The 16,103-nt window shown below is 36.7% G+C and carries 20 protein-coding genes; 17 read left to right on the top strand and 3 right to left on the bottom strand.

Annotated elements, in window-relative coordinates; genetic code table 11:
* Positions 1-15: 15 nt before the first annotated feature.
* From D8849_RS02810 to D8849_RS02765, 10 genes are all read left to right on the top strand, one after another.
* A complete protein-coding gene (locus tag D8849_RS02810; protein WP_125386126.1) occupies positions 16-564 on the top strand; it encodes a hypothetical protein in 549 nt (182 codons plus the stop codon).
* Positions 565-625: 61 nt separating this feature from the next.
* Positions 626-1,147: a hypothetical protein gene (locus tag D8849_RS02805; RefSeq protein WP_125386125.1), complete on the top strand. Its 522-nt coding sequence runs from the start codon at positions 626-628 to the stop codon at positions 1,145-1,147.
* Between the two features lie 257 nt (positions 1,148-1,404).
* Complete coding sequence (locus tag D8849_RS02800; RefSeq protein ID WP_419991693.1) at positions 1,405-2,028, top strand: hypothetical protein; 624 nt, start codon at positions 1,405-1,407, stop codon at positions 2,026-2,028.
* Positions 2,029-2,128: 100 nt separating this feature from the next.
* A complete protein-coding gene (locus D8849_RS10595; protein WP_260467562.1) occupies positions 2,129-2,419 on the top strand; it encodes a hypothetical protein in 291 nt (96 codons plus the stop codon).
* 3 nt (positions 2,420-2,422) lie between these two features.
* Entirely contained in the window at positions 2,423-3,082 is a 660-nt protein-coding gene (locus tag D8849_RS02795; RefSeq protein WP_260467561.1) for a hypothetical protein, read from the top strand.
* Between the two features lie 1,013 nt (positions 3,083-4,095).
* A complete protein-coding gene (locus D8849_RS02785; RefSeq protein ID WP_033682145.1) occupies positions 4,096-4,545 on the top strand; it encodes a hypothetical protein in 450 nt (149 codons plus the stop codon).
* A complete protein-coding gene (locus tag D8849_RS02780; RefSeq protein ID WP_042750354.1) occupies positions 4,535-5,041 on the top strand; it encodes a DUF5085 family protein in 507 nt (168 codons plus the stop codon). Before D8849_RS02785 ends, D8849_RS02780 begins: the two co-directional genes overlap by 11 nt.
* Before the next feature lie 243 nt (positions 5,042-5,284).
* Entirely contained in the window at positions 5,285-6,007 is a 723-nt protein-coding gene (locus tag D8849_RS02775; protein WP_125386122.1) for a hypothetical protein, read from the top strand.
* 39 nt (positions 6,008-6,046) lie between these two features.
* A complete protein-coding gene (locus tag D8849_RS02770; protein ID WP_239822562.1) occupies positions 6,047-6,841 on the top strand; it encodes a DUF6287 domain-containing protein in 795 nt (264 codons plus the stop codon).
* A 253-nt stretch (positions 6,842-7,094) separates the two neighbouring features.
* Positions 7,095-7,412, top strand: coding sequence for a hypothetical protein (locus D8849_RS02765; protein WP_125386121.1), 318 nt, complete (start codon positions 7,095-7,097; stop codon positions 7,410-7,412).
* 31 nt (positions 7,413-7,443) lie between these two features.
* On the opposite strand, the gene D8849_RS02760 is transcribed toward D8849_RS02765, so the two are convergent.
* Positions 7,444-9,138 (bottom strand): N-acetylmuramoyl-L-alanine amidase, encoded by a 1,695-nt coding sequence (locus tag D8849_RS02760; protein ID WP_125386120.1) that lies wholly within the window; start codon positions 9,136-9,138, stop codon positions 7,444-7,446.
* A 51-nt stretch (positions 9,139-9,189) separates the two neighbouring features.
* A complete protein-coding gene (locus tag D8849_RS02755; protein WP_049487917.1) occupies positions 9,190-10,098 on the bottom strand; it encodes a LysR family transcriptional regulator in 909 nt (302 codons plus the stop codon).
* Between the two features lie 63 nt (positions 10,099-10,161).
* Between D8849_RS02755 and D8849_RS02750 the strand changes: the two genes are divergently transcribed.
* The 4 genes from D8849_RS02750 to D8849_RS02735 all read left to right on the top strand — a co-directional run bounded on the left by D8849_RS02750 (position 10,162) and on the right by D8849_RS02735 (position 11,594).
* Entirely contained in the window at positions 10,162-10,431 is a 270-nt protein-coding gene (locus D8849_RS02750) for a YqgQ family protein (protein WP_004261684.1), read from the top strand.
* Positions 10,431-10,811 carry a rhodanese-like domain-containing protein gene (locus tag D8849_RS02745; RefSeq protein WP_125386119.1) on the top strand — a complete coding sequence of 127 codons (381 nt, stop codon included), beginning with the start codon at positions 10,431-10,433 and terminating at the stop codon, positions 10,809-10,811. Before D8849_RS02750 ends, D8849_RS02745 begins: the two co-directional genes overlap by 1 nt.
* 162 nt (positions 10,812-10,973) lie before the next feature.
* Complete coding sequence (locus D8849_RS02740; RefSeq protein WP_049492311.1) at positions 10,974-11,201, top strand: hypothetical protein; 228 nt, start codon at positions 10,974-10,976, stop codon at positions 11,199-11,201.
* Between the two features lie 165 nt (positions 11,202-11,366).
* A complete protein-coding gene (locus tag D8849_RS02735) occupies positions 11,367-11,594 on the top strand; it encodes a DUF4190 domain-containing protein (protein WP_125386118.1) in 228 nt (75 codons plus the stop codon).
* A 39-nt stretch (positions 11,595-11,633) separates the two neighbouring features.
* Here the strand turns inward: D8849_RS02735 and D8849_RS02730 are convergent, their stop codons facing one another.
* Positions 11,634-12,359 (bottom strand): 16S rRNA pseudouridine(516) synthase, encoded by a 726-nt coding sequence (locus D8849_RS02730; protein ID WP_125386117.1) that lies wholly within the window; start codon positions 12,357-12,359, stop codon positions 11,634-11,636.
* A 161-nt stretch (positions 12,360-12,520) separates the two neighbouring features.
* On the opposite strand from D8849_RS02730, the gene typA reads away from it, so the two are divergent.
* The 3 genes from typA to murD all read left to right on the top strand — a co-directional run bounded on the left by typA (position 12,521) and on the right by murD (position 16,103).
* Positions 12,521-14,362, top strand: a complete 1,842-nt coding sequence (typA, locus tag D8849_RS02725) for a translational GTPase TypA (RefSeq protein WP_000164111.1) — start codon at positions 12,521-12,523, stop codon at positions 14,360-14,362.
* 19 nt (positions 14,363-14,381) lie between these two features.
* On the top strand, positions 14,382-14,636 hold the full coding sequence (locus D8849_RS02720; protein ID WP_024056536.1) for a DUF3165 family protein: 255 nt from the start codon (positions 14,382-14,384) through the stop codon (positions 14,634-14,636).
* A gap of 114 nt (positions 14,637-14,750) precedes the next feature.
* The gene (gene murD, locus D8849_RS02715) at positions 14,751-16,103 is read left to right on the top strand and encodes a UDP-N-acetylmuramoyl-L-alanine--D-glutamate ligase (RefSeq protein ID WP_125386116.1); all 1,353 of its coding nucleotides are present in this window, start codon (positions 14,751-14,753) and stop codon (positions 16,101-16,103) included.

The raw sequence follows: 16,103 nt of genomic DNA, 5'->3' as shown, positions 1-16,103 counted from the left end.
ATAAGGAGAAAAATTATGCATAATTATAAATCTTTGCTTAGCTTAGGCAATTATAAAGAGGATAGTTATTATATAGATTTAATCACAGGTGATTTAAAAAAGTCTATTGCTCATAAGGTATCTGAATCCAAAATATTTTTGTCTTCTATCATTGGTTACCATATTCTAGGAATTGGGCTCTTTAAAAGCGTTGAATCTAACGAGGTCCTAAGTATTTATCTCTTGCTTGTTTCCTTTATCCTTTCGATTATTGCTGCGATTGTTTATAATAGACGTCTATATTTGAATACAGAATTTGAAAAGGTTGAATTTACAAGAGCGGAATTTAACGGATTTAAGAAACAAGTAAAAAAACATAACAAAACCATAGTGTTATTTACCTTATTATTTATTGTTATGTTTTCTTTTTCAATGTTTCTATATCTTTCACGACCTAGTATATTCTTGTTACTAGTGATGAACTATGTAGTTTGTTTTTCTTATCTATTTTATACGAACGGATTTTTTACAAAAAGGTTCCATTTTGAAGAATATATAAATAAAAATTTTTTAAAGGGCGGTTAATGGATTTTTCTCGGGGTTAGGTAGTGTTTTTAATTAATAAATTAACGGAGAAATTTTAATTATGAAAATATATATTGGTTATTTGGATTCAAAATGGATTTATTTTGATGAAGAAAATGCAGTATTTCAATATCAAGATCAAAAATATACTTCCAATTGGATAATGGTTGCTGCTCCACTTGCAGTCTTTCTTTTAAAAGGAATTGCAAGTGCTTTAAATTCAGCATTTGGGACATTATCGTATCCTATTAATATCGGTATTGCAATGATTGGAATTCTGATAGTTTGCGGAATGTTGATGATATCGAAGGTGAGAAAAAAAGATCCGAGAACTGGTTGGAAAACAGTTGTTTTGAAGGAAAAAGATCTCAGAACACTATTAGTAAAGGTGATTTCAATTTTTATTATTAAGATTCTTTTTATTATTTTAGGGATTTATTTTTTAGTTACTTATATTAGAGAAACCGATTTTTTGTGTTTGATGATATATCTAGTTGCTTTTGCTTGTGTTATACATTTTCATCAGGAATTTAAGATAAGTAAAATTAAAAAAATATTGTTAAATGGTTTGCGAGATTCATAGTAGACTGGGAATAAATATTTTATTGCAAGCAAAACGTTGTACCTGTTACAAAGAAACCTCTGAGAGAGACTATGTTAGAAGGTCAAGTTCATTATTTTGTTTGTGAGAGTACATACATTAAGATTAAGGCATTGATGCGCTAAACGCTTGATTAAAGGCGCAATCACGAATCAATATTGAACATTATAATCGCGGAGTAAAGAAAGATGAAAAAAATAAAAATAATTTTATGGTTACTGATAGGAGGAGTTATACTTATGACAGCAGCATCGTTGACTGGATGTAGTTTGGGTGGTGAAACCATTCCAAAAAACAGAACAAAGGAACAGTACGAATTTGAAAAAACGTTTGAGCCTATGTTTAAATTTTTAGAGCAAGACAAGAAGGAGTTTACTGGACTAAGGTCATACACTAGTGATGTTTATATAAAAAATCAAGCTGAAGTCAAAAAGTACGAAGTGGACTTAGATATTAATCAAGCTGATATTAAGGGTGATTATACAATAACACTTGGTGAGGATAAAGAAACTGTTTCGGTCACATATTCTAATGGGAAGTTAAATTATGGGGCGGAGATAACTCCTTTATATGATGAAGAAATTCTAAACTTAATGGTTTCAAGAGATTATTTCGCTTCCTTAGATGTGAAAAAAACATTTAAGAGCGCAGAAACTGAATTGAGTGATATTATTTACCAGTCAGAAAATCAATCTGAGTTATATAAAAAAATAGTGGAAAAGTATAACCTTCCTTCTGACACAAAACTTTCAGTTAGTCTTGGATATGCTTACTATGACAGATACGATATCCTACTAAGTATAGAATCTAAAGAAAAATTGGTTCAAATCAGTGCTGCATTTTATTTAGTGAAAGGAAAGTGAATTTATGAATTCAATCGAGAAAAGTAATAGGCGAGTTGAAAGGTAAAGCACTATAAAAGCTGTTTTATAACTGATTTTTAATGAGCATCAGGAGGTATTTATGTTAAAATCGAACAAGTGGATATTCCTTGCGATTTCCGTTCCCTTTATTATTATTGGTTTGTCATATTTGTTAATTAGGATACCGATTGGGAACACTGGTAAGTTTATTCATGATCATAAAGATTCTATCAAGAGAGAAATTATTGCAGACATAGACAGTCAAGGGCAATATATAAAGTCAGTGACGCTTTTACCAGGTTCTGCGAGGGGAGGCTTTGATAATGGTGGAGATGTAGGTGGAAATTATCATATTTCCTTTACAGCCTATGCTAATAATAATCGCAAGTAGTCAATGAAAGTAGAATTATACTTTCCTGATGCTGGTATAGGTCCTTTTACATTTATAAAACCCAATCCTTATAAATCTCCTGAAACTATGAGGAGATGGTACTTATCAGTAGTAGAGGTATCAAGTGACCCCTCGTGGGATTGGAAGCGAGAGCAAGATAAATTGACTGAAACTATGAATAAACTTGATCGCAAGAGCAAGGATGCCTCCAGGAAAGTTGAAAAAGAAAATATGATTCGTAATCTTAACAGATGGCTACAAGAACATGAGGAAAATTTCAAACTAGCTATCCAAACAGACCTGTATAGAAACGACCCAGAATTGGAACAGAAATTAGGAAAGATTCAAAGTATCAGTGTAAGTAACAATCAAATGTACATGCCTTCGGAAGGTATCGACATTCGTTTTGATGTTCGATTTGAAAAATATCCTGAAGAAGTAGCTACTATAGACGTTCGCTTGCATTCCCAAGGTAAACAAACGGTTTTTGATGATCCCTCAGTAGCTGCAACTATTAGTTTTGAAAATGAACGTTTTGCTATAAAAACTAAGTACGACTCCAAGCTATTTCCAATTTTTAATCAAAGTCGATTTGGTAATAGTAATGGAGAAATTTCTTATAAGCTCCCAAAAGACTATGAAAATCAATTTTTAATTCCTTAACTATCAAGCAAGCTATTGTGCTTGCTTTAATCTGAAACACTAGAAATAGTGTTTTTTATTGGAACAAATTGAGAACTCTTTCATAAGATATCTGTGGTATGGTATAATGGACAGTAGGTTTTTGTATTTTTTTGATGATATCTAGGATCTTAAATTGAAGGAATTAGTTAAGTAAGACCATGAATACTAAGAGTCTACTATCAATCAAATCAGAGTACAACTTCAATATGAAATTATGAAGATAGTCCCATAAGGTGAGATGTTACAAATAGTACTTGAATGCGCTAGATAAACACACTGGATTTTCTAAAGGGCTTAAAAAATGGTGGGCAGAAGTTGTAGGAGGATAAGATGAAAGAAAAGTATATTGAGTTTTTGAATATGGCAGTTGTGGATACTAGACCTATAAAAAACTCTGATTTTTTAAAGTCATTTGCAATTGAAGTAATGTTTACTTTGCTGATATTTATAGTGTCTATTTTTATAGAAGGTGAGATACATGATGTAAGTATGAATATCTTTCACATTGCCATTTATCATCTATTGGCTTTGTTATTCATGTTCTTGCTATTTCAAAAGTTTTCCAAATCAAAATTATTGCAAATATTTCCGGCTACGTCTGTGTTAATTTTTCACATTGAATTTCTTTTCTGGAGTTCTATATTTTTGGGAGATGACTACTGGTTTGTCTTCATGGTATTGATTAGCCTAAGCCTTATTTTTCAGCTACTAACCTTTATTTACCAGTTGTTAATTGTCCCTAAAGCTAAGACTTTACCATCTGGAGAGTTCAGGAAGACAATGTTACATATCCCTTCTGTTATTGTTGTTTGTTCAGCAGCAATTGTAGTAGTTATAGCACGTTTATTTATGTTACCGGCGGTATATGTTGTTACTAGTCTTGTGGCAGTAAGTATTGGATGTATTCCCTTCTATTGGTTTGAGTATGCACGCGTATTNACCGGTTGGAAAAAGAAAAGCACGAAAAACTTTATTTATAGAGGAGAAATAAAATGAAATTAATTAGAATAGATATCAGCAATATTGCTTATACAGAGAAAAAAGTTCCTATGGAATCTTTTCTAGATTTGATTGAAAGTTGTGAAAAATTATTATTTGAAACAGGGGTCTATAAAAATGGTCCGACAACGATTGAAACATGTTTGAGCACTTTTGGAAAGCCAGGAGAAGCCTCGTTTAAGTTCTATATTCCGACAAACATTCCAATTGAAGGAAATGATGAATTTCAATATCTAGAACATTTTACAATTAAGCAGTGTGTCTCTGAGGTAACTCCATTTGATGAACATTTCCTTCCAAAAATTGAAGAAATGAAGCAGTATATTCATGATGAGGGATTAGAAATGCTGGGAGATACAGTTTTTCTGTCTATTTTCCCAATATTTGGACAGCACTTTGTTGAAATGAATATCCCAATTAAGGAGATTACAGATGCTATTTAAAAACGTGGGAGAATACCAAGATATACAATATAGAAATGTTATCTCAAGGTATTATACAGTATCGCAAGAAGAGATGCCAGACACTTATAACTCTTTTTTAGAAGAAGTAAGAGAAGCAGGATATACGCTTCGAGGACCTTTCTTTTATACGATTAATTCCAAGTTAGAAGAAAATCAAGATGTGTTGATGGAACTGTTTATCCCAGTAGAAGAAGAGTATATTGAAGATGCTTTGCCAGAAGACTTTTTGTATCACAGTCTGTTTCAAGTTTTAAATACTGTTTCAACTAGAATTTTAGAACCAGATGATGAGTCAGTGAAAGAGGGGATAAGCTTCTTAGCAGGTTATATCTATTATCAGGGACATTGTGAGTTGACCCCTCCCTTCTTTTTCACCACAATCTCTGATGGGAAAGTCTATACAGATATAAAAGTAGGTGTGTTAAAAGAGACTTTTTCAGGTATTCAGTCTATTGAAGAAATATTTGGGTGGTAAATGTGGAATTAAAATTTAGTCACTGCATGTATTGAGTGGGTTGGGAAATGTATCAGTCGAACAGATTTGTCAAAAAGTATATCCTTCATATTAGGAGCTTATAGAGGATATGCTGGAAATGTTTTATAGATGTCCCAGTTTATTTTAAGAGTTATCCTTTCTCTATAACAGATGCAGCTAAGGATGTCTTCATAAAATATATATGAAATTGGTTAAGGCTTGCAAACGACAGGAGTGGAGTTGATGGTAAAGAAAAATAGAAAAAATAAAGCAAAGATTACTGATATAGAAAGAGAAAGATACCACGGGCCTTTGATTACAGATGGTGTTAGTTTAGTTTATATTAAGTTATATCCATGGATTGGTTTGGCATTAAGCGGTTTTATGTATTTGGTTGGAAGTTATGAAGATAATCTAGGTATCTTTAAAGGGCTTTCTTTGTTTTGCGGTCTTGTGAATATACTTGGTATTATCATTTCTTTTATTCACTATTTGGTAAACGCCTGGAAGACTTTAACATATTATTTAATAGCCCTCACAGTGTTAAGCTTAGTGATAGGTTTAGATTTTATTGGTTTGTTAATGGTTATTTCAGACGGCAGTCCTATAGGAGCCAAGGTGATATATCAAGCCCCTCTCACTCCATTTTATGTTATCTTTATATTACTTCTTTTTATCTTTGCATGCGGTCTTTATGCTTGGTATTATCTGCCAAAGAATCAGGGGAAAGTCTGGGCCTTTAATCAAGTAAAAGGGGGAAGTAGAAAGAAAACATGGTGGAATAATTTTGCCGTAGCTTTTGCGGGGGCAACAATCATTCCCGCCCTCCTAACAGGTCATATTCAGATTGCTTTTGGTGTTTTATTGGGAATTTTATTTACTTTGACCCTGCCAGCTGTAATAGTAGATGCGCTTTATGCAGCTATCTACATAAGAAAGCACCCTCATAGCGATGGATTAGTTTAGCCAACAAATATAGATTAGTGGGTAAAAAAGGAGAAAATAATGAAAAAAGTTCGAAAAATTCAAATGCTGATGGGAGTTATACTTTCAGTTTTAGTCGTCTTGATAGTAGCATCGATCTTCTTATTTAGATTTAATGGAAAGAAAGATTCAAAGCAAGTATCATCAACGGTTTCTGTTAAAGATAGCAGAAGTCAGGCTAAAAGCGATAAAGATACCAAAGTTAAAGAGGAGGAGATACATAAACTCAAGGATCAACTGACTGATTTAGACACCAAGATTACTGAAGCAGAAGCACTTGTTAGCAAGCTAAAAGAAGAAACTGCTGTTCCGAAACTGGATATTGAATCACTAAGAAATAATGATTTATCTAGTTTGAAAGGTACATGGCGTACAGCTTCCGGTAATGAATATGTTATTAATGAGTCTGGGGAAATGCGTTCCTCTTGGCTGTCGAATGGTCAAAAGAATGAATCTATTGTCGAATTGAAAGCATCAGGTGGAAAAAATAGTCAAAATCCAGAAACAGTTTTTATTAGTGCTTGGGTAAAAGATTCAGTTGCAGGAGGATTTGTGGTAGTTGCCGTACCAAGTGGAGTTGTCATGAAACCTGGTGATGATGGAAAACTGACAGATAAAAGTAATCATGACGAGGATAGACTGTTTGCAGGACAGCAGTATGAAGCGATGTTGTCGAAACCAGAAGATGTTTATTATCGTGTAAAACCAGATACTAGTAAACTTGAGGAAGAGGAGAAGAATTTAGCTCAACTACAGGCTGAACGCGAAGCAATCAAAACTTCTCTAGAATCTAAGGAAAAGAAAAATACGAACTAGAAAAACTAGTTTAGAATCTAACTTTCGATTGTTTTAGTTCAGAGATACTGTTGCAATCACTAGAATGAAGAAGCTGATTAGGGCTTCTTTTTCTTTCATTTTAACTATTGAACCATTTAGACCGAGATAGAGACCAGATAGACAAAAGAGCTTGTTCTTGAAATTAACCTCTGCTATAATGATTTTTGTAAGGGACGTGAGGCGTCACTATCAGATAACTCAAGTTCCTAAAAAAGAAATTGGAGATAAACAAATGAAAAAATTATTAGGGATTGTATTTTTAGTAGCAGCAGCGACAGTAGTGTATTTTGGTTCTGTTGGATGGCCAAGTTTAAATGTCAACCTCTGGTCATTGATTCCGGTAGGGCTGTTCCTCTTTTTCACACTAGAGAATCTTTTGAAAAAGGATTACAAGGCTAGTCTGATGTGTTTAATTATTGCCTTTATCATCGCAAATGCAATTTTGGACCTTTTGCCAATTTCAAGTGGCTTGGTAATTGGAGCGGGCGTACTAGCTTGCATTGGTATTGGTTATCTCTTTCATGATAAAGATACAAAAGAAGACAAATAGAAAAGGCCTCGAGGTTTCTCGAGACCCTTTTTTACTTACCAGCGTAATATTTTTGAATTCCTTTCACGATACCTGCTACAAGCTTATCTTGATAGTGGCTATCTCGAATCTGTTGATTTTCAGCGAAATTATCTATATAACCAAGCTCTAGGAGGACGGCTGGTTTAGCAGTTTCTCGAAGAACGGCAAAGCTTCTTTCCAATAAACCAGCATCTTTAGCACCAGTCTCAGCTAACAATGAAGAGTGGATAGCTGCTGCGAGGCGCTTGCTCTCACTCATACGGTCAGGATGGTTATGCCAGTATGGGTTGATTTTACTTGGATAATCAGGATCATCACTATAGGAATAGGTTTGAATTCCACTAGCTCTAGAGTACGCGCTGCCAGTCGCATTGAAGTGAATACTAATAAAGATATCAGAGTTAGTCTTGTTAACCATACGAGAACGTTCTGTAACAAAATCTACATCAATATCACTATCACGTGAAGTAAGAACTTTGTAGCCAAGTTCTTCTAACTTTTTGCGTAATTTACGATACACCTGCATGTTGAGGTCTTTTTCAGCGACATTGTAATAGTATGCACCTGAGTCTCTTCCACCATGTCCAGGATCTAAAAAGATGGTTCTACTGTATTGGCCTTTTACAAAACCCTCAGGAACTTCACTAACCCACCTACCATCATTTTTAAAGATATGATCTTTTCCGGAGATTTTATAAATATTAGTGACATATTGTCCGTTTTCTTTTAGATAATACCAAGAATTATAGTACTTATCAAAAATCCACTCATTCTTGGCCATATAACCACCAGATTTGAGATAGTAAGCTCCAATCCATTCTCGGTTTGCAAATGTTCCATTCTCTTTTAGGTAGAACCAGCTATTGTAGGTCTTATCAAAAATCCACTCTTTTTCAGCCATGGCACCACTTGATTTTAGATAATAATTACCTTGCCATTTGTTACTGAACATAATACCTGTTTTGTCAAAATAGTACCAAATACCATTAATTTTTTCCCATTTATTCTGAGAAATTTTTCCAGAGGATGTTGCATAGTACCAATTTTGGTCGATTTTTGCCCAGCTGTTTGTGGCCATAGCACCACTTTTAGTCAGTAAGTAGCTGTCAAAAGTAGTATTACTAAGCATGATTCCATCTTTGTCAAAGTAATACCAAGCACCACCAATTTTTTCCCATTTATTTTGAGAAATTTTTCCTGAAGAACTAGCAAAGTACCACTTTCCATTGATAAAGTTCCAACCGTTCTCAGCCATTACTCCATCTTTATTGAATACATAACCATCAAAGGTTGTATTGCTTAGTCGATTTCCATCGTTGTTGAAGTAGTACCACTTTCCTTGGATTTTTTTCCAGTTAGTAACAGGTTTGTTGTGTTCGTAAAAGCGCCAGTTATTATTTTCTTCCTGCCAACCTTCTTTGACTTTTTCAACTTTTTCTTCTTTTTTTACTTCAGACTTCTTCTCTTCTGTAGCAGGATTTTTTTTCTCTATTTTTTCTTCTTTATCATCAATTTTAGAAGAATTGTCTGTTTTTTCGACCTTCTCTTTCGATTTTTCTTGGTTTTCGATTTTTGAAGTACTTGAATGAGGAATTGTTACATTTTCTCGTACTGACTCTGCTTTATTTTCTTGAGCTTGGGCAGTTGTTTGAGTGTATCCTAAAATAGATAAGGCAACTGCACTAGCAAGTAAAACCTTTTTCATATTAAACTCCTTTTGTTTTTTTGCTTATTATAATAAAATCTTGCTGATTTCTCAACTATCAAACTGAACTTCTTCTAGTAGATAGTCTATAAAGCGTTCGCCCATCTTAGATAGGCTGGTTTTTTCATGCTGGATATAGACCAACTCAATTGGGTCATCAATATCCAGTGGGATAGAAACGATATTGTCTCCGTTGAGGTTGCTGTTCAAAATCCCTGTCGCAATGGTATAACCATCCAAACCAATCAAGAGATTAAAGAGGGTAGCACGGTCGCTGACTACGATAGATTTTTTGTGGTATTCCTGCGAGAGAATCTCTTCTGAAAAGTAGAAGGAGTTATGAGTTCCTTGGTCATAGCTGAGGTAAGGGAAGTTTTCTAAATCTTCCAGTTTCACCTTGTCTTTCTTGGCCAGAGGATTGGTCTTGCTGACAAAGATATGAGGCTGAGCTGTAAAGAGATGGTGAGCTAGCAGGTGGTTGTCATCCAGCATTTTGGTTAAAACATCACGGTTGTAGCTGTTTAGGAAGAGGACACCGACCTCACTACGGAAATTCTTGACGTCGTCAATAATCTCCCAAGTACGAGTTTCACGAAGGAAGAGCTCGTATTTCTCCATATCACTTTTCTTGAGCAGAGAGACAAAGGCATTGACCACAAAGGCATAGTGCTGGGAGGAAACGCTAAAAAGTTCGCGGTGGGCGACAGGATTTTTATAGCGTTCCTCCAGAAGTTGAGTTTGCTCGACAACTTGACGGGCATAAGAGAGGAACTCCATCCCATCACGGGTCAAGGTGATACCCTTGGGATTGCGGATAAAGATTTCAATACCCATTTCATTTTCTAAATCTCTCACAGCATTGGAAAGACTTGGTTGGGTGATAAAGAGTTGCTTGGCTGCCTCATTCATGGAGCCTGTTTCGACGATTTTGATAATATAGTGTAATTGTTGAATTCTCATGTTTTTATTGTACCACACTTGCGTCAGAATCGCCAAAGAAGATAGGAAAATCAGGAGCATTGTGTGAGTCTCTTCTTGAAAAAAACACAAAATTTTGCTAGAATGAGTCTTATGAAAACATTCTATGATGTGCAGCAATTCCTCAAACGATTTGGTATTATCGTTTACATGGGAAAACGCTTATATGATATTGAACTGATGAAGTTGGAGCTCTCTCGAATTTACGATGCAGGGTTGATGGATAAATTGGACTATTTAGAGGCAGAAGCAGTTCTTCGCAGAGAGCACAAGGTAGAATTGGATTATATTGAGAAAAATGGAGAAATGAACTAATGGTTACTTGGATTTTGTTGGCACTTATACTAGCAATGTTGGCGTGGATGGGCTTTAACTATCTCCGTATTCGTCGTGCGGCTAAAATCGTAGACAATGAGGAGTTTGAAGCCTTGATTCGTACGGGTCAATTGATTGATTTGCGTGAGCCAGCTGAATTCCACAGAAAACATATCCTTGGTGCACGCAATATTCCTTCAAGTCAGTTGAAGACTAGTCTTGCAGCCCTTCGTAAGGAGAAACCTGTCCTTCTTTACGAAAATCAACGTGCGCAACGTGTCACAAATGCAGCACTTTATCTGAAAAAGCAAGGTTTCTCTGAGATTTATATCCTTTCTTATGGATTGGATTCTTGGAATGGAAAAGTGAAGACTAATTAACATAAGCTAAATTCTCAAACTAAGTTCCGCTTTGGGTAGACAAGTGGAACTTAGTTTGAGAGATTGCCATAATTAATATGATAAAAAACTTATAGTATTATATAGACAAAACCTATTTCTTTTGATATAATTTAGTGGTAATAATTTTAGGAGTTTTATAATATGAAAGAAAAGAAGAAATCTTCCCTTGTTTTAGGTATCCTATCTATCGTTCTTGGCTTGCTATCTCCAATCGTAGGTCTTGTTTTGGGGATCATTGGTCTAGTCTTGGCTAATTCACATCAAAAAGAATCTGAATTAGACTATAAAACAGAACGAATTCTAAATATCGTAGGGATTGTAGTTTCTGTAATTAACTGGGTTGCAGGACTCCTCTTAATGATGCACTAATCAGGATTCTAACAAAAAAAGCTTTATTTTTAAAAGCTTTTTTGTTTTATCCACTCTTCTCGGTTCAAGAACCGGATAACATAGTGTTAACATTTTTCACCCAATTGATAAAGCCGATTTTTATGGTATTATTCATTTGTGTTTAGTTTAAGGAGTTTTTAGAAAATGCAAGAAAAGAAAAAAAATCCACTTTTGGTGGGTATTCTGTCTATTGTTATGAGTTTATTATTTGCTTTGGGAGGTATTCTTTTAGGTATCGCTGGTATTTTGTATGCTAACGAACTTCAAAAAGAATCTGGACTTGATTATAAAACAGAAAGAATTGTAGCTGTAGTAGGTATTGTTCTTTCTGCTCTTAACTGGATTGTTGGAATTATCTTACACATGAGATAAAGAAGATTAAAAAAGCTTTAAAGATAAAGCTTTTTTCTTTTATCCACTTTTTTCTAAATAGTTTTTAATGATTTCCAATTCCTCTGGATTCAAGGGACGGAATTGCCCTTCTGCTAGTTCTGGGTCTAATGTAAAGTCACCGAACTGAACTCGTTTGAGAGAGACAACCTTGACACCAACTGAGAGGAACATTTTTTTAACCTGATGAAATTTTCCTTCTGAAATGGTGATAGAGGTTTGGCTGTGGGAAGGACTTGCAGATAGAATCTCTAGTCTTGCAGCTTTACAGACAGTGCCATCTAAAAAGACAATTCCCTTTTGAAAGGCTTGGATATGGTCAGGTGTTAGAAGTCCATTAACCTCAACTTGATAAGTCTTATCGACATGATATTGGGGATGGAGGAGCTGAAAGCCCAAGGGACCGTTGTCAGTCAAGAGAAGGAGGCCAGTCGTATCTCGGTCCAGTCGGCCGACGGCATAGAGCTTATCAGACTGGATGTCAGGCGGAAGGAGGTCCATGACGGTTGGAAGTTTCTTGTCTTTGTTGGCTGTAACGACACCAGTAGGCTTATGAAGCATCAGATAGGTGTGCTCATAGCCTTGAATGATTTGGCCCCGAAAGAGGAGCTCCTGTAGTCCTGTATCGATATTCTGAGCTAGGGAGCGGGCTGGGCAACCATCGATTAGAATTTCTCCTTTGAGTAAGGCTTGTTTCATGGCCTTTCGGCTAACTTTTTCTTGGGCTAATAAATTATCTAAACGCATACTGTGCTTATCTTATCATAAGTCGCTTGCTTTGAAAAGGCTTGACGTGAAAAGAAAAGCGGAGTGAAAACATTTACACTTGCTTGAGTTATGTTATTTACTTGAAAATATGGTATAATCGTTCAGTTAGAAAATAAATTTTGAATATTATAGAGGAAATCATGACAAAATTAAGAGAAGATATCCGTAACATTGCGATTATCGCCCACGTTGACCACGGTAAAACAACCCTCGTTGACGAATTGTTGAAACAATCAGAAACGCTTGATGCACGTACTGAATTGGCAGAGCGTGCTATGGACTCAAACGATATCGAAAAAGAGCGTGGAATTACCATTCTTGCTAAAAATACAGCCGTTGCCTATAACGGAACTCGTATCAATATCATGGACACACCAGGACACGCGGACTTTGGTGGAGAAGTTGAACGTATCATGAAAATGGTTGATGGTGTTGTTTTGGTCGTAGATGCCTACGAAGGAACAATGCCACAGACTCGTTTCGTATTGAAAAAAGCTTTGGAACAAGACCTTGTCCCAATCGTGGTTGTTAACAAAATCGATAAGCCATCAGCTCGTCCAGCAGAAGTAGTGGACGAAGTCTTGGAACTTTTCATCGAGCTTGGTGCAGATGACGACCAGCTTGACTTCCCAGTGGTATATGCTTCAGCGATCAACGGAACTTCTTCATTGTCAGATGATCCAGCTGACCAAGAAGCGACTATGGCACCAATCTTTGACACGATTATCGACCACATCCCAGCTCCAGTAGATAACTCAGATGAGCCTTTACAGTTCCAAGTATCACTTTTGGACTACAACGACTTTGTTGGACGTATCGGTATCGGTCGTGTCTTCCGTGGTACTGTTAAGGTTGGGGACCAAGTTACCCTTTCTAAACTTGATGGCACAACTAAAAACTTCCGTGTTACAAAACTCTTTGGTTTCTTTGGTTTGGAACGTCGTGAAATTCAAGAAGCCAAAGCAGGTGACTTGATTGCCGTTTCAGGTATGGAAGATATCTTTGTCGGTGAAACCATTACTCCGACAGATGCAGTTGAAGCTCTTCCAATCCTACACATCGATGAGCCAACTCTTCAAATGACTTTCTTGGTAAACAACTCACCATTTGCTGGTAAAGAAGGTAAATGGGTAACTTCTCGTAAGGTGGAAGAACGCTTGCAGGCAGAATTGCAAACAGACGTTTCCCTTCGTGTTGACCCAACTGATTCACCAGATAAATGGACTGTTTCAGGACGTGGAGAATTGCACTTGTCAATCCTTATCGAAACAATGCGTCGTGAGGGATATGAACTTCAAGTATCTCGTCCAGAAGTTATCGTAAAAGAAATCGATGGAGTTAAATGTGAGCCATTTGAACGTGTTCAAATCGACACTCCAGAAGAATACCAAGGGTCTGTTATCCAAAGTCTTTCTGAACGTAAGGGTGAAATGTTGGATATGATTTCAACTGGTAATGGTCAAACTCGTTTGGTCTTCCTTGTTCCAGCGCGTGGTTTGATTGGATACTCAACTGAGTTCTTGTCAATGACTCGTGGTTACGGTATCATGAACCATACCTTCGACCAATACTTGCCTTTGATTCCAGGTGAAATTGGTGGTCGTCACCGTGGTGCCCTTGTTTCTATCGATGCTGGTAAGGCTACAACTTACTCAATCATGTCTATCGAAGAACGTGGTACAATCTTTGTCAACCCAGGTACTGAGGTTTATGAAGGAATGATCATCGGTGAAAACTCTCGTGAAAACGACTTGACCGTTAACATCACTAAGGCAAAACAAATGACTAACGTTCGTTCAGCTACTAAGGACCAAACAGCTGTTATCAAGACACCTCGTATCTTGACCCTTGAAGAGTCTCTTGAGTTCTTGAATGATGATGAGTACATGGAAGTAACTCCTGAGTCTATCCGTTTGCGTAAACAAATCCTTAACAAGGCAGAGCGTGAGAAAGCTAACAAGAAGAAAAAATCAGCTGAATAAGAGCTAGAAAGAGATAAAGATGGTTTATTTAATCATAGGACTCCTCTTATTACTACTCTATGTATTTGCGACACCAGAAAGCATTAAAGGGACAGTCAATATCGTCCTTGTCGTCTTTGCTTTCGTAGCACTCTTGATTTTGCTCATGTTGTCTGTCCTGCAAATCTTTCAGCTACCGACAGAATTCTTTATCGCAATCGCCATGCTCTTCTTAGCATACTTTAGCTTGCGAGATATTACCCTCATGTCGGTTAATAAAAGTAAAAGAAGATAAAAAGAGAGTTTCGGCTCTCTTTTTGCTTGTTAGAATGCTGAATCTGAGTATTTTCGTTTAGAATTATTTCCATAAAAATGGTAAAATAGTAAGAGTAGAAATGGAGTTCGAGACATGAAAGTAATAGATCAATTTAAAAATAAGAAAGTCCTTGTTTTAGGTTTGGCCAAGTCTGGTGAATCTGCAGCACGTTTGTTGGACAAGCTAGGTGCCATTGTGACAGTAAATGATGGGAAACCTTTTGAGGACAATCCAGCTGCCCAAAGTTTGTTGGAAGAAGGAATCAAGGTCATCACAGGCGGTCATCCTTTGGAACTCTTGGATGAAGAGTTTGCCCTTATGGTGAAAAATCCAGGTATCCCTTACAGCAATCCCATGATTGAAAAGGCTTTGGCCAAGGGAATTCCAGTCTTGACTGAGGTGGAATTGGCTTACTTGATTTCAGAAGCACCGATTGTTGGTATCACAGGTTCAAATGGTAAAACAACCACAACGACTATGATTGGGGACGTTTTGACTGCTGCTGGCCAACATGGTCTTTTATCAGGAAATATCGGCTATCCTGCCAGTCAAGTGGCTCAAACTGCGACAGACAAGGATACGCTTGTCATGGAACTTTCTTCTTTCCAACTCATGGGCGTTCAAGAATTCCATCCTGAGATTGCGGTTATTACCAACCTCATGCCAACTCATATCGATTATCATGGTTCTTTTGAGGAATATGTAGCAGCCAAGTGGAATATCCAAAACAAGATGATAGCGGATGATTTCCTTGTCTTGAACTTTAACCAAGACTTGGCAAAAGAATTGGCTACTAAAACACAAGCTACAGTTGTACCATTCTCAACACTTGAAAAGGTTGATGGAGCTTATCTGGAAGATGGTCAACTCTACTTCCGTGGGGAAGTTGTCATGGCAGCGAATGAAATCGGAGTTCCAGGTAGCCACAATGTGGAAAATGCCCTTGCGACTATTGCTGTAGCCAAGCTTCGTGGTGTTGATAACCAAACCATCAAAGAAACTCTTTCAGCCTTTGGAGGTGTCAAACACCGTCTCCAATTTGTGGATGAAATCAAGGGTGTTAAGTTCTATAATGATAGCAAATCAACCAATATCTTGGCTACTCAAAAAGCCTTGTCAGGATTTGACAACAGCAAGGTCATTTTGATTGCAGGTGGTTTGGACCGTGGTAATGAGTTTGACGAATTGGTTCCAGACATTACTGGACTCAAGAAGATGGTTATCCTGGGTCAGTCTGCCGAACGTGTCAAACGGGCAGCAGATAAGGCTGGTGTGTCTTATGTGGATGCGACTGATATTGCTGATGCGACCCGCAAGGCCTATGAACTTGCGACTCAAGGAGACGTGGTTCTTCTCAGTCCTGCCAATGCTAGCTGGGATATGTATGCTAACTTTGAAGTACGTGGCGACCTCTTTATCGACACAGTAGCGGAGTTAAAGGAATAA

The sequence above is a fragment of the Streptococcus mitis genome, assembly GCF_003942765.1.
GTDB classification, from domain to species: domain Bacteria; phylum Bacillota; class Bacilli; order Lactobacillales; family Streptococcaceae; genus Streptococcus; species Streptococcus mitis_BE.
The sequence above is the reverse complement of the archived record's forward strand: the minus strand, read 5'-3'. Positions and strand labels throughout refer to the sequence as shown.

Excerpts from the sequence above, each read along its gene's own strand:
- D8849_RS10595 (WP_260467562.1), top strand. The coding sequence starts at position 2,129 with ATGTTAAAATCGAACAAGTGGATATTCCTTGCGATTTCCGTTCCCTTT.
- D8849_RS02780 (WP_042750354.1), top strand. The coding sequence starts at position 4,535 with ATGCTATTTAAAAACGTGGGAGAATACCAAGATATACAATATAGAAAT.
- D8849_RS02795 (WP_260467561.1), top strand. The coding sequence starts at position 2,423 with ATGAAAGTAGAATTATACTTTCCTGATGCTGGTATAGGTCCTTTTACA.
- D8849_RS02755 (WP_049487917.1), bottom strand. The coding sequence starts at position 10,098 with ATGAGAATTCAACAATTACACTATATTATCAAAATCGTCGAAACAGGC.
- D8849_RS02770 (WP_239822562.1), top strand. The coding sequence starts at position 6,047 with ATGAAAAAAGTTCGAAAAATTCAAATGCTGATGGGAGTTATACTTTCA.
- D8849_RS02760 (WP_125386120.1), bottom strand. The coding sequence starts at position 9,138 with ATGAAAAAGGTTTTACTTGCTAGTGCAGTTGCCTTATCTATTTTAGGA.
- D8849_RS02800 (WP_419991693.1), top strand. The coding sequence starts at position 1,405 with ATGACAGCAGCATCGTTGACTGGATGTAGTTTGGGTGGTGAAACCATT.
- D8849_RS02720 (WP_024056536.1), top strand. The coding sequence starts at position 14,382 with ATGGTTTATTTAATCATAGGACTCCTCTTATTACTACTCTATGTATTT.
- D8849_RS02785 (WP_033682145.1), top strand. The coding sequence starts at position 4,096 with ATGAAATTAATTAGAATAGATATCAGCAATATTGCTTATACAGAGAAA.
- murD (WP_125386116.1), top strand. The coding sequence starts at position 14,751 with ATGAAAGTAATAGATCAATTTAAAAATAAGAAAGTCCTTGTTTTAGGT.
- D8849_RS02740 (WP_049492311.1), top strand. The coding sequence starts at position 10,974 with ATGAAAGAAAAGAAGAAATCTTCCCTTGTTTTAGGTATCCTATCTATC.
- D8849_RS02765 (WP_125386121.1), top strand. The coding sequence starts at position 7,095 with ATGAAAAAATTATTAGGGATTGTATTTTTAGTAGCAGCAGCGACAGTA.
- D8849_RS02805 (WP_125386125.1), top strand. The coding sequence starts at position 626 with ATGAAAATATATATTGGTTATTTGGATTCAAAATGGATTTATTTTGAT.
- D8849_RS02745 (WP_125386119.1), top strand. The coding sequence starts at position 10,431 with ATGGTTACTTGGATTTTGTTGGCACTTATACTAGCAATGTTGGCGTGG.
- typA (WP_000164111.1), top strand. The coding sequence starts at position 12,521 with ATGACAAAATTAAGAGAAGATATCCGTAACATTGCGATTATCGCCCAC.
- D8849_RS02730 (WP_125386117.1), bottom strand. The coding sequence starts at position 12,359 with ATGCGTTTAGATAATTTATTAGCCCAAGAAAAAGTTAGCCGAAAGGCC.
- D8849_RS02810 (WP_125386126.1), top strand. The coding sequence starts at position 16 with ATGCATAATTATAAATCTTTGCTTAGCTTAGGCAATTATAAAGAGGAT.
- D8849_RS02735 (WP_125386118.1), top strand. The coding sequence starts at position 11,367 with ATGCAAGAAAAGAAAAAAAATCCACTTTTGGTGGGTATTCTGTCTATT.
- D8849_RS02775 (WP_125386122.1), top strand. The coding sequence starts at position 5,285 with ATGGTAAAGAAAAATAGAAAAAATAAAGCAAAGATTACTGATATAGAA.